The 13,578-nt window shown below is 37.3% G+C and carries 11 protein-coding genes; 2 read left to right on the forward strand and 9 right to left on the reverse strand.

Translation table 11 applies throughout. The features are described 5' to 3' along the window. Window positions 1-118: 118 nt before the first annotated feature. On the reverse strand, window positions 119-580 hold the full coding sequence (gene matP / locus AB4J89_RS06875; RefSeq protein WP_088493264.1) for a macrodomain Ter protein MatP: 462 nt from the start codon (window positions 578-580) through the stop codon (window positions 119-121). 361 nt (window positions 581-941) lie between these two features. Between matP and AB4J89_RS06880 the strand changes: the two genes are divergently transcribed. Next, entirely contained in the window at window positions 942-2,684 is a 1,743-nt protein-coding gene (locus AB4J89_RS06880) for a Lon protease family protein (RefSeq protein ID WP_088493265.1), read from the forward strand. Between the two features lie 83 nt (window positions 2,685-2,767). Continuing rightward, on the forward strand, window positions 2,768-3,286 hold the full coding sequence (gene fabA, locus AB4J89_RS06885; RefSeq protein WP_023581351.1) for a bifunctional 3-hydroxydecanoyl-ACP dehydratase/trans-2-decenoyl-ACP isomerase: 519 nt from the start codon (window positions 2,768-2,770) through the stop codon (window positions 3,284-3,286). 117 nt (window positions 3,287-3,403) lie between these two features. Here the strand turns inward: fabA and AB4J89_RS06890 are convergent, their stop codons facing one another. The 8 genes from AB4J89_RS06890 to rlmKL form a co-directional block, all read right to left on the reverse strand. After that, window positions 3,404-3,895, reverse strand: coding sequence for a hypothetical protein (locus tag AB4J89_RS06890; protein ID WP_088493266.1), 492 nt, complete (start codon window positions 3,893-3,895; stop codon window positions 3,404-3,406). Window positions 3,896-4,775: 880 nt separating this feature from the next. Continuing rightward, on the reverse strand, window positions 4,776-4,946 hold the full coding sequence (gene rmf / locus AB4J89_RS06895; RefSeq protein WP_023581348.1) for a ribosome modulation factor: 171 nt from the start codon (window positions 4,944-4,946) through the stop codon (window positions 4,776-4,778). Between the two features lie 474 nt (window positions 4,947-5,420). Then, window positions 5,421-5,834 (reverse strand): ASCH domain-containing protein, encoded by a 414-nt coding sequence (locus AB4J89_RS06900; protein WP_088493269.1) that lies wholly within the window; start codon window positions 5,832-5,834, stop codon window positions 5,421-5,423. Window positions 5,835-5,935: 101 nt separating this feature from the next. Further along, a complete protein-coding gene (pqiC, locus tag AB4J89_RS06905; RefSeq protein ID WP_349473213.1) occupies window positions 5,936-6,511 on the reverse strand; it encodes a membrane integrity-associated transporter subunit PqiC in 576 nt (191 codons plus the stop codon). Beyond that, window positions 6,508-8,160 (reverse strand): intermembrane transport protein PqiB, encoded by a 1,653-nt coding sequence (gene pqiB, locus AB4J89_RS06910; RefSeq protein ID WP_088493271.1) that lies wholly within the window; start codon window positions 8,158-8,160, stop codon window positions 6,508-6,510. The genes pqiC and pqiB overlap by 4 nt, the downstream gene beginning before the upstream one ends. Beyond that, window positions 8,153-9,442, reverse strand: coding sequence for a membrane integrity-associated transporter subunit PqiA (gene pqiA / locus AB4J89_RS06915; protein ID WP_311755171.1), 1,290 nt, complete (start codon window positions 9,440-9,442; stop codon window positions 8,153-8,155). The genes pqiB and pqiA overlap by 8 nt, the downstream gene beginning before the upstream one ends. 85 nt (window positions 9,443-9,527) lie before the next feature. Then, entirely contained in the window at window positions 9,528-11,456 is a 1,929-nt protein-coding gene (locus AB4J89_RS06920; protein ID WP_088493273.1) for an ABC transporter ATP-binding protein, read from the reverse strand. Window positions 11,457-11,462: 6 nt separating this feature from the next. Next, window positions 11,463-13,577, reverse strand: coding sequence for a bifunctional 23S rRNA (guanine(2069)-N(7))-methyltransferase RlmK/23S rRNA (guanine(2445)-N(2))-methyltransferase RlmL (gene rlmKL, locus AB4J89_RS06925; RefSeq protein ID WP_368468693.1), 2,115 nt, complete (start codon window positions 13,575-13,577; stop codon window positions 11,463-11,465). Between the last annotated feature and the right edge of the window lies 1 nt (window position 13,578).

The following is a 13,578-nucleotide window of genomic DNA, read 5'->3' on the forward strand; positions in this document are numbered from 1 at the left end:
GGTAGAAATATAAAGACAAAACGCTTTCGGGCAGGTATGAAATATCACAAGAAAAACAGAGAACGAAAATAGCTATAAAAATAAATTATTGAAGCCAGTAAGCCAAAATTAATGTAACTTATTTTTCTTTATCGCGTTCTAATAACTCAATCAGTCCATCTTTTAAACTATGCACTTTTAATGCGTATTGTTCTTTTCGCTCAGCGTCTTCAATTAATTGCACTATCGTTTCTGATAATGTTATTCCTCTTCGCTGTGACAATGCAGATAAGCGTTGCCAAACTTTAAACGTTAAATCGATTGATTTTTTACGAGTGTGTTGATGCTCAGCATTAAAATAACGTTTTCTACGAGCTCTAATAGTTTGCTTCATCCTATTAGATAAATCAGGATTCATATGCAAATCTATCCACTCTAAAACTTTTAATGGTTGCGATTCAAGAAGCAACAATTGCTCGACAACTTCATCAGCAGCACTTTTTTCTATATAACGGGTAATTAATTCACCTTCACGGTGTTTTTTTACTAGATATGCCCATTTCCAGCCACATTCTAGATTCTCTAATTGTTGATATTTCATACAAAATCCCGTGACAACGTAACTATATAGTAGCATATCAACAATTTTACAAAAATACTGCCACTGAACCGAAATTTTTTGACTATTTTATAGGCGAAGTTATTTTAGATAATCTTTCTTATCAATTAATAACAAGCCTTGATAAGGGATAGTTTTCTGAGCACGTTATGATAGAATCGAGCGTCGCTATCATAAAACCTTGATGACCACTTATTAGCTCGTCATTATAAGGTCGTAGCGGTACATATTCCCTGCCTATGCAGTTGATGACAGTTAAAGAACCGTCTTATTGCAGGATAGATATCAACTTATACGATATCTAATTATCTCTTTTCACTAATCAATAATAAAAACGGTAACCTTGAAAAACAACGAATTAGAATGGCAGGCGTTACGTCCTGATTACGCCTCCTACCAAACTTTCTTTCAAACAGCATCTCAATTACCTGCATCTCTACTTCGTGAGGTTCAACCTCGCCTGTATGAAAGCCTGCAATGGTTAAATAATGCAGATTCAGGGCAGTTTATGCTGTTAAAAGTGGATGATTCTGCTGCTTACTTTGATATGCTGACAGACACGTTAACGCAATCAGGTATCAAAACTGATCCCGTTGTTGGCAGTTATCAAGCAGAAACCAATAAAATCGATTGGCAAGAAAATGTACACGGCGCATTTTCATCATCAGAATCTATTACTTGTTGCCAATGGATAGAGCCAGAACAACTCTTTGGTTCATTCTATTGCCATAAAGACGAAGTTACTCTTAGCCCTGGCTTATTGCATAAAGTAAATGGAGGCATCTTAGTCCTCTCTATAAAATCTTTACTTGCACAACCACTAATGTGGTTCCGCCTTAAAAAAATGGTTGAAGAGCAGCGTTTTGAGTGGCTTGTCTGGAATGACAATCAATCTCTGCCTTTACCTATTGAGAGTATGCCGCTCAATCTTCGGGTGATTTTAGTTGGTGATAGGCTAAGCCTTGAAGAGCTTGAATTTATGGAGCCTGAGCTAAGTAGCACGGCTTTATATGGTGAATATGAATACGACATGTATTTAGAAGATGAAACCGCTCTTTCTCAATGGTGTGGCTTTGTAAATTCACTGTGCCAAAAATATCGCCTCCCTTCTCTATCTGCGGATGCTTGGGAAGTCTTGCTAACACAAGCCGCAAGACAACATGAAGATCAGCTAATGCTGAGCCTAGATTTAGAATGGATTTTACGCCAACTTCGTTATGCAATACGTTTTAATCATGAGGCTTCTCTAACTGCTGATGCATTGAAAAAAGCAGAAGAAAATCGCCTATGGCGACATAGTTATTTATTAGAGCGTAGTCGTGATGAGATTTTGCAAGACCAAGTCATGATACAAACAGAGGGTGAAGCTATTGGTCAAATCAATGGACTTTCTGTCTTAGATTACCCGGGATATCCTGATTTAATTGGAGAACCGACTCGCATTACCTGCGTTGCACATATAGGTGATGGTGAGTTTACGGATGTTGAGCGAAAAGCGGAGCTTGGTGGCAATCTTCATGCTAAAGGAATGATGATTATGCAAGCTTACTTAAACTCAGAATTACGTTTAGACCAACCACAGCCATTTAGCACCTCGATTGTTTTTGAGCAATCATATGGTGAGGTTGATGGTGATAGCGCTTCTTTGGCTGAATTGTGTGCATTTATTAGTACACTGGCACAACAACCTATTGATCAGCAAATCGCAGTTACAGGTGCTGTCGATCAATTTGGTCAAGTTCAACCAATTGGTGGCGTAAACCAGAAAATCGAAGGCTTCTTTGATATCTGCCAACAACGAGGATTAACGGGTACGCAAGGCGTGATTATTCCTCTTGCTAATATTCGTCATCTTGTACTTAACGAAAATGTGCAACAAGCGGTAAAAGAAGGGAAATTTCATATTTGGCCTGTCACTCATGTAGCAGAAGCAATAACATTACTGACTCGTCAGCCATATTATGAAGAGCAATGTGAACCAGAACAATCAGACTCACACTTGTTAGCTGTTATTCATGATCGTATAACACTCGCAAATAATCAGGATAGACCTAAATTACCTTGGTTCTTACGTCTATTCAGATAATTCTGTTTCAAGTGATCGGAGTTGTTCAGCGTACAAGTGTAAGCTATTCTGTTGTCTTACACTTGATAAAGGCTATATAGACAATGGTTGATAAACGCGAATCTTATTCTAAAGAAGACCTCATTGCTTCAGGCCGTGGTGAATTATTTGGCCAAGATGGCCCACCACTGCCATCTGGTAATATGCTAATGATGGATCGCATCATTAAAATGACAGAAGATGGCGGCACCCATAATAAAGGCTTTATCGAAGCAGAATTCGATATCAAGCCAGATTTATGGTTCTTTGATTGCCACTTTGTCAATGATCCTGTTATGCCAGGTTGCTTAGGCCTAGATGCCATGTGGCAACTTGTTGGCTTCTATCTTGGCTGGCTTGGTGGTGAAGGTAAAGGCCGTGCGCTTGGCGTTGGTGAAGTTAAATTTACCGGACAAATATTACCAACAGCAAAAAAAGTTACCTATAAAATTGATTTCAAACGTGTTATCAATCGTAAACTGATTATGGGTATTGCCGATGGTGAAGTGTATGTTGATGGTAAGCTGATTTATGAAGCAAAAGACTTAAAAGTTGGCTTATTTAAAGATACAACTGCATTCTAAGTTCGATAATAATCTGAATCTATTATAAAAATACCGTGTAACATAAAGTACACGGTATTTTTTTATCTACACTAACAGTGTATTTATTTTCTTTATAAAAAACAGATCATATTCAATTCAGTTTTTATCAACACATATCGTCGATTGCTTATCTTTTAGACACTGAAAATGATGCTTAATTTTAGCAGAGAAAAATAAGCTATATGTGAGATAAACAAATAAACCGGCTAAAAATAAAACACCTAATACTTCACCTGAATTTTCTGCTTGATTACTACCATTTGTATTATCAAATGCATTTTGAATTCCAATTACTATTGCGATAGTGATCGGAAACATTGATATACTCCAGAATATTTTCAGCATCATTGGTGCTATTTCTTTCTTCATAAAAATAACAAAAAGTGTAATAACATATAAAGTAGGGAGTGAAAAAGTTTGTATCATACTCCACAATATAGAAAGAGAAGCTATTAAATTAAAATTCGCACTATTTTTTATAAATACACTCAATAAAGTCGAAACACTAGTAAATGAAGACATTAATTGCCCTAGTGTGAAAAAAGTAAAAACAATTAATATTATCCATAATGAGATTGGTTTTTTCATTGAAGTCTTCCTTGTAAATAAAAGTCGCTATAATAAATTAATCTATGTATAGTGTCATTAAATTAGTAAATAAATTTTATATATAAAGATAAGTTTAAGTTAAGTGAGTTTTCTTATCCTAAATAAATATGACACTAGAAATTTATATCAACTTAGTACAAGTAGATTACGTTAAGGAATAATCGTATGGATATGATTATAAGCGCAATTGTAGAACTCTTTAGCTTTCTTATTGAACTTACTTTTTTTCTTTGTAAAGCAATTGGCTATCGTCTCACAATTTTATTGATTATATTTATTTGTATGTATGCTAGTCAATTCGATATAAAATGGATCTTAGGCTTTTCTATAACCTCATTATGTTTATATAGCCCAAACTTATATAAATTATTTAAAAAATCAAAAGAAAACCTTTAAGTTAAATTAGTTTTTATAAAAAGAAAATTTAAAGAAAATAAGTGATTAACAAAGGAAAAGTACCTAAAAAACAGGCAGACTTTATGTTTTATGGTGGCATATTTCTGATATTTACATCTTTTATAACTTGGTTTACTTCAGAAAAAATTGATTGGCTATATAATTCTATCAATACAATAATTGCTATTTTTCTTACTATTTATGGTTTTCGCTTACGCAAAAAATTTTCATGAAATAAAATTAAAAAAGTAATGATAATATAACGCAAAAAGGCTTACAAAATATGTAAGCCTTTTTTATATCCAAATTAATCGTTTGTTATTTATACTCAAATTGTCCTATGCTCAATATGTACATAGGAATGCATATAAATAACCCTCGTTTTGATTGTCGGTAAAATCTTAGTGATAATATTTAATATAGCTAAAAATAAGCTATTATCTATTTCACTACGACGGGTTATTTATTTTACCAGACTCGGGCGATCTTCCATCGCCTGTCGCCAACCTCCAAGCCAATGTGAACGCGCATCAATGGCGAAATAAGGGCAAAGTTCTTTTGAACGACCTTGCATACCAGCTTGATAACCTTTCGATAATGCTCTTGCTAAACGATCTCGTTTCTGTCTTTTCATATCTAGACAACCCTCACGTTCTAAGTTTAAGCGGAAAGATAATGATTGTTTTTTCAACAACCACTATAAATTGATACGCTTTATTGAGCATTTAAGCAAGTAAAGAAGTTAATACAAATGTCATATTTGTGATGTTGAGCCAACCGCAAGTTTAATAACCACTGTTATCATTTATTTTATTTAATGTTTTTATTAAAACATATCTAATTCTTTTAATAAGTTATATTCTAGATAAATATAACTTATTGATATTTTAAAACAATAAAGAAAAGAAAAAATAAATTTTTTATTTTTATCTCATAAAACAAATAAATCAAGTAAGACAAAATGATGTTTTTATTTAAATTTATGTCAATATAAGACTTGGTTTATAAATATAATTTTTTGCTCTATTTTTATTTTTTTGTAGAAAACTCTTTTTAATTACCTTTGTTTTATTAAGGAATTAGCTATTATTAAAAATAAAATAGGCTATTAACACCTCTTACATACTTCTATTAATTCAAACTCTTCAAATACCAGCTCCATATCTTCTGAAAAATGACCTTCTCGATTAAAGAAGGCTTTATGTCCTTCTTGCCAATATGCCAAACTTAAATCCCCTTCACCTTCTCTCTTAGCCAATTCTTCGGTGACTTCATTAAATCGGATTAGTTGCAAAGAACGTGTTCGAATAACACAAATAGGCTCATTTTTACTATTTAGAATAATGCTAAAGCCTCCAATAACAGGAATAACGCTGTCACTAAAAAAACCATTTAATGAGCTACACGTTGCCGTTTTTTTTCCTTCTACCACCAGCATAGCAAGCTCATCCGCTAACTGAGCATTATCCCCAAATGACCAACTGATCGCAGTGGGATATTTCTTTTTAAGGCTTTCTAACATATTGTTTCCTTTTTTTGTTTTTTAAATAAACAAAACCCAATATTCAACTTAAATACAATTTAAGAGAATACTGGGTTTGAATAAACGTAATGCTAAGTCAGTTAGTATTGAGCTTGAATTGCTTTCGCTATATCAGAAACAACTTGCTCCCATCCCTGTCCTAATGTACGCACTAAAGCTGGATAACCATCTTCTGTTTGCGTTAAAACTAAAGAGAATGGCTGATTAATCACTTTATTGTTTTCAGTATAAATCCAGTCACCTGAGATAATTACCTGTCCATCATAACGACCTTGAAAGTAATTAACGGTGACCGTTAACTTTGCCAAGTTATCTTCAACAGGTTGATTAGCAACCACTGTACCCGGTAATGCTTTTGTTAAACCTGAAATAAGGTTCTGTTGTAATTGCTGATCAAGCGGATTAATCCATAGGTGCTGATTAGCCACGGTATAGTTAATATCCGTCGTTTGATAAACAATTCCAGCATTAACTAACATATTGGATAAACGGATCGGTTGAACCCAAATTTGAGGCTTCTTAGCTGACTGTGTTGCCGAGACTTGTTCTGGTACGCTACCTTGATAAACATCAGGTAACTGATAATACGTTTTATTAGTCTGGCTTGAACATGCCGTTAACATCAGTACAAATATCCCAATGATGTATTTCTTCATTTTTCAGCCCTCTTTGGTTCTGGATCTTTACCTTCCTTCGCTTCGAAAATCAATGCGTTGCTCTTATTGTTCAATGTTTTCAATAAAGGCTGCATCTCTCTTAACACCTGATCAAGCTGTTGCATATTATCAATCATTTTTCCGTATGCAGGAGAGCCCGGTTGGAAGCCTTGCATACTACGATTGATCTCTTTTAATGACTGCTGAATATCATTAGGAAGGTTTCTAAATTCATCACTACCAATCATGGCATTCAATGCTTTCAGTGTTTCTTTAGCCTCGCTGACTGCTTTTTGACTTTCAGATAATGTTGCTGTCATCTCTTTAAGCATTGGTTCAACAGGCAGATTGTTGATCTTATCCAGCGAAGTCATTACTTTTTGCTGAATTTGCGCTAAACCAGAGCCAACCGTTGGAATTTGTTGGAAACCAGCAACCTCTTGAGGGCCTTCCCATTTAGCTTCATCAGGGTAGAAATCAAGGTCAATATAAAGTGCACCAGTTAATAGGTTACCTGATTTCAGTGATGCTCTTAATCCATTATTGGAAGCAAAAGTAATTTCTTTAACGAAGTCGAAACTCTCACCGACATCATTGGCAAAACGTTCTGGTTCAACATGAATAAGTACGGGAATACGAAAATCTTTATCCAGCGATTGTTGCATACCTTTAGTGTAATAAGGGACTTGTACAACCGTTCCCATGCGAATTCCACGGAATTCTACAGGAGCTCCGGCTTGCAACCCTCTTACAGAATCAGAGAAGAACATGATGTAGCTACGATAGTCAGTATATAGTGAGTTTTGAATACTCTTTTCATTATCGTAGAGCTTAAATTCTGTTTTAGGTGCAATAGGATCACCTGGGACCCATCCCGCAGGGACATCAAAACTAACACCACCACTAAAGAGCGTAGAAAGTGATGCCATTTCAACACGCACACCCGATGAAGACATATCAAAAGCGATACCAGAATCTTTCCAGAACCGAACATTTGATGTCACCATTTTGTCATAAGGCGCTTTGATAAAGAGTTGATAATGCATATCTCGGCTATCAATATTGAATTCACTCGTTTCAACAGAGCCGACTTGGTAACCTCTAAATAAAACAGGATCACCCGCATTTAATTGGCCTGCTGCTTCACTTACCAAATTGATGCGAATACCTTTTGCATCTGGCGAAGCTAACGGTGGCGAGTCAAGAAGATTAAATTCATCTTCTTCTTTGCCTTTCAATCCCGGCTGTAACTCTATGTAAGCACCAGAAAGCAAGGTTCCTAAACCCGTTACACCTTCTTTACCGACTTGAGGTCTTACAACCCAAAATGCAGTATCTGCGCGTAATAACTCTTTCATGTCTTTATCAAGGCGAGCCGTAATAATAACGCGACTAAAATTACTATCGAGTGTGACACTTTCAACTAGACCGATATCTACACTACGACTTTTAATTTTAGTTTTACCTGCTTCAATGCCATCTGCATTATAGGTAATTAATGTAACTTCTGGACCTTGATGGCTGAAATGATAATAAAGTATCCACGCACCAATCAGTAAGGTGACGAGTGGTATGATCCAAACTGGAGACCAGCTTTTTAGCTTGTTAATTTTTGCTTCAGTTAAAGCAGTTTCATTCTTTTCAGTCACCCTTAGGCTCCTTAATCGTGGGTTTATCATCATCAGTTGTACACTTATCCCACGTCAACCGAGGATCAAACATCATTGCAGAGAACATAGTTAACACTACAACCAATGCAAATAGCACCACACCAAAATCAGGATAGATGCTCATCAGACGTCCCATTCTGACTAATGAAGCTAAAACAGCAATGACGAAGACGTCAATCATCGACCAACGCCCTACATATTCAACAACTTCATAGAGAAAATGCATTCTAGCAGGATCTCTTTTTCCATTAGATTTGTGTGCATCCCAACACAACCAAGCAATTGCGAGCATTTTTAAACTTGGCACCATAATACTGGCAATAAATATCACCATTGCAACGGGGTAAGAGCCATCTTCCCATAGCAAAATAACCCCAGCCATAATGGTCGAATAAATGTTATTACCTAAAGATTCAGTGACCATAATGGGTAATAAATTAGCAGGGATATAAAGAATTAACGACGTAATCAACAAAGAGACCGTCCATTGTAAGCTTTTAGGTCTTCTTGCATGTCCTGTCACTTCACAACGGCTACATTCGTATTGATCTACTGGTAAAATTGCCGTACATGAACGACATAATCTAACCCCTTGTTTTAACCCAGACTTACCTGATTCTATATCAGGATAACTCGGTCGAGGTTCTAATTTTTCCCATAAAGTATGTCTATCAAGGCACTGGAATGCTCGAATTTGAAACAAGCAATAAAGCACATAAGGTAGGAAACTAAGCCCTAGCCCAATATCACCATAAGCCATTAATTTTACAAAGCTAACTAAAATTCCTGCAAGAAAAATCTCTGCCATACACCACGATTTTAATTGGAATAAAATACGTGATAACCAAATTTGTAGCTTTCTAGGTAATTGAATAGGTGTGCAAAGAAGTAAGATTGCCACCATACAAAAAGCGGGCACTATTTGGACAAAGAGTAGGAAAAATGCGCCTAATTCAACGTAATTTTCGCTAAACATAACGGTTGGAATTTGCATCAGTGTGACATTGTTGGCGATACCCGCCACTTCCATACTCACGAAGGTAAACTGGCTTGCCATCAGCAACATAAATAATGCGCTGATTGCTAATGCAACAGGTTGATAAAAAGGTTGACGCCAACGTGCAGTTAATACTGTATGGCAGCGAGGGCACGTTGCTTTTGTTCCTTGTGCTAATTGAGGAACGCTGACCACCAGATCGCACTGCGGACATAATATTTGCTCATGTTTATGTTCATGCCGATGTTGTTGACCAGAGCACACTGCGACACCTCTTATTTAGAATAATCAATAAAAGAATATTTAATCCAGAAAGTAAAACGGGGCGTGATGCCCCGTTTTCGGTTGGCTATTCGCCGTTTTGCATCAATTCTAGCTCTTGCCATCTATCAAAAGCAGTTTCAAGCTCTTGTTCTTTATCTGCAAGCGCCTTTAAAACTTTTTCTGTCTCTTCATGAGGACGAGTAAAGAAATCTGCCCCACTCACTTCTTCTTGTAACGCGCTTAACTGAGTTTCTAAGCTTTCTAATTTTGCAGGAAGTTGCTCGAGTTCTCGCGTCAAATGATAACTTAATTTGTTAGTGCGAGTGTTCTTTTTAGAGCTATCTTTCGCTTTTGCTTCTTTTTCAGCTTTTTCTGGTGCGTTACGTGATTTGTTTGCTTCACTTTTTAGTGAAACCGACTGTGCTCTTTGTTGCTGAGCATCGAAATATCCACCAACGTAGCTGTTAATAACACCATCGCCTTCAAAGATCCAACACTCAGTAACACTATTATCAACAAATTCACGATCATGGCTAACTAGTAAAACAGTGCCTTGGTAAGCATCAACTAGCTCTTCTAACAATTCCAATGTTTCAACATCGAGATCGTTGGTTGGTTCATCGAGAATAAGCAAGTTACTTGGTTTTAAGAATAAACGCGCCAGTAATAGACGATTTCTCTCACCTCCTGAAAGTGCACGAACGGGAGTCATTGCACGTTTAGGTGGGAATAAAAAGTCTTGCAAATAACCAAGTACGTGACGAGGGCGGCCATTTACCATGACTTCTTGCTTACCTTCAGCAAGGTTATCCATCACTGTTTTATCAGGATCAAGTGCTGCACGATGCTGATCAAAGTAAGCGACTTCAAGCTTAGTACCACAATGAACTCGCCCGCTGTCTGCTTTTAAATCCCCTAGCATAAGTTTCAATAAAGTGGTTTTACCGCAGCCATTTGGCCCCACCAGCGCAATTTTATCGCCACGTTGTACTTTGGCAGAAAAATCACGAACTAACTTACGCATTCCAATGCTGTAATTAACATCTTCAAGTTCAAAAACAATTTTGCCTGAACGCGTAGCTTCTTCGACCTGCATACGAGCACTGCCTAACACTTCACGACGTTCACTGCGTTCAACACGCAATGCTTTTAATGCTCTTACACGACCTTCGTTACGAGTGCGTCGTGCTTTAATACCTTGGCGTATCCACGCTTCTTCTTGCGCTAATTTGCGATCAAACTCTGCGTTTTGTTGCTCTTCAACACGCAGTGCTTCTTCTTTACTTTCAAGATACTTATCGTAATTTCCCGGCCATGAAGAAAGTTTTCCACGATCAAGATCGATAATACGCGTTGCCATATTACGGATAAATGAACGGTCATGGGAAATAAACACGATACTTCCTTGGAAATCTTTTAAGAATTTCTCAAGCCAAAGGATCGTCTCAATATCAAGGTGGTTTGTTGGTTCATCTAAAAATAGCACTCTAGGTGCGCTGACTAATGCACGCCCTAAGGCTGCTTTTCTTAACCAACCACCTGATAAAGAAGAAAGCTCTGCTTCACCATCTAAACCAAGTTTTTCTAGCACTTCTGCAATTCGGCTATCAAGCAACCACAAGTTACGGCTATCAAGTACTTCTTGTAGCTCTGCCATTTTATTGAGATTTTTGTCAGAAGGATCTGTCTCAATCAGTTTAGAAATATGGTGATAATCTGTTAGGTATTTAGCATCTTCTTCAACACCTTCTGCAACAAAGTCGAAGATAGTGCCTTCAATATCTCTAGGGGGATCTTGCTGTAAGCGAGCTGTCACAAGATCTTGTTCATAAACAACTTGACCATCATCTAAAGGTTGCTCTTTAGATAACACTCTTAGTAATGTTGATTTACCCGCACCATTGCGCCCAACTAAACAAACGCGTTCATTTTCTTCAATAAATAAATCGGTGCTATCTAATAGTGGAGCATCACTGAAAGATAAATAAGCCCCAGTCAAACTAATTAACGGCATTGTAAATTATTCCTCACCAGCATGAGTTAGCAGCCAGCAATTGTGAATTTGGCGGTTACGTGCAAAGTCTTGTGATAATGTTTTCTGTGTTATCTCTTTTGCACACAACCCAATTTTTGCTAACTCGTCATGTTCCATTTTGAATCCACGTTTGTTATTTGAGAACATAATTGTTCCGCCTTTTCTCAACAAACGTTTCAGATGTTTCATTAATTCAATGTGATCACGCTGTACATCAAAGGTGTTTTCCATTCGTTTTGAGTTAGAAAACGTAGGCGGATCGATAAAAATCACATCAAATTGTTCATTGCTCTGCATTAACCATTGAATGCAATCTGCTTGCATTAAACGGTGTTGTCTACCTGACAGGCCATTCGCTTGGAAATTTTTCTCAGCCCATTCAAGATAAGTACGAGACATATCAACTGTTGTTGTGCTTTTCGCACCACCAATTCCAGCATGAACAGAAGCCGTACCGGTATAAGCAAAAAGATTTAAGAAGTCTTTTCCATTGCTCATTTCACTCAGCATTTTTCGTGCAATACGGTGATCTAAGAACAACCCTGTATCAAGATAATCTGTTAAATTCACCCAGAATTTTGCACCAAACTCGTCAACTAAGAAAAAATCACCCTTTTCGGCCATTTTTTCATACTGCTGTTTGCCTTTTTGACGTTGGCGAGTTTTTAAAATCAGTTGATCAGAACGTAATGCCAGTACTTCCATTGTTGCACTAATCACATCGAATAAACGCTGACGAGCTTTGTGCTCATTAACTGTTTTAGGTGGCGCATACTCTTGGATAACCACTTTATCGCCATAGCGATCTACAGCAACATTATATTCAGGTAAATCAGCATCGTATAAGCGATAACATTCAATTTGCTGTTGTTTTGCCCATTTCGCGAGCTTTTTCTCGTTTTTACGTAAACGGTTTGCAAAATCTTCAGCAAGTCCAGTGTTAATCGTTGACGGTGTATCAGAAAGCAAATAGTTCTTTTGTACACAATCTAGAGGACCATTTTTTGCTTTGAACTCTCGTTCAGCACGCAATTGAATGCAACTTAACAACTCAGGTGATGCACTAAATAGTGACAATCTCCAACCTGGGAAGTGTGCTTTTACTGCTCGTCCTAATTGGCTGTGAAGTGCAATTAATGCTGGTTCACTTTCCAAGCGTTCACCATACGGTGGGTTACTGATAATTGTCCCTTTGATTTCCGCTGAAACAGGGTTTGTCAGTTTAGCCGCATCACCGTGAGCAAAGGTGATCAGTTCAGCAACATCAGCTCTGCGTGCATTGGCTCTTGCCATATCCAATACGCGTTTATCAACATCAAAACCATAGAAACGCGCAGTAGTGTTCTTTTTACCTTCACGGAAACGGGAAAAAGCTTCATGGGTCACTTCTTTCCATAACGCTTCATCGTGACCTAACCAATGACGGAATCCCCAATGCACACGATTTAATGCTGGAGCACAATCAGTCGCCATCATGGCTGCTTCAATTAATAATGTACCGGAGCCACACATTGGATCGATCAATGGTGTGTCGATTTTCCAGCCTGAACGCATGATAATAGCGGCAGCTAAGTTCTCTTTTAAAGGTGCTTGCCCTGTTAAATCACGGTAGCCACGTTGATGTAAACCATCACCACTTAAATCTAAAGATAGCGAAGCTTTTTCTTTATGAAGGTGAATGGTTAAGCGGATATCAGGGGACTGTTTAGCGACATCTGGACGTTGCCCTATTTTACGTTGGAAGGAGTCAACGATGGCATCTTTCGCTTTTAATGCACCATATTGGCTATTCCGAATAACATCATTCGTGCCATTAAAATGGATAGCAAAAGTCTGATCAACAGTAAAAATCTCACTCCAATCAATTGCCTGCACACCAAGGTATAAGTCTAGATCACTATAAACATTGAATTCATTTAACGGCAACATAATGCGCGACGCTAAACGACTCCAAAGTAAAGACTGATACATGGTTTTATCATCAGCACGAAAATAAACACCGCCTTGAGTTATCTGGCAAGCCTGAGCACCAAGGTGTTCAAGTTCAGATTTTAATAGTTCTTCCAGACCTCGGCCTGTGCTGGCAAACAGAGAGCGCATA

It is taken from the genome of Proteus sp. STS61-E (genome assembly GCF_040932335.1).
Classification (GTDB): domain Bacteria; phylum Pseudomonadota; class Gammaproteobacteria; order Enterobacterales; family Enterobacteriaceae; genus Proteus; species Proteus mirabilis_B.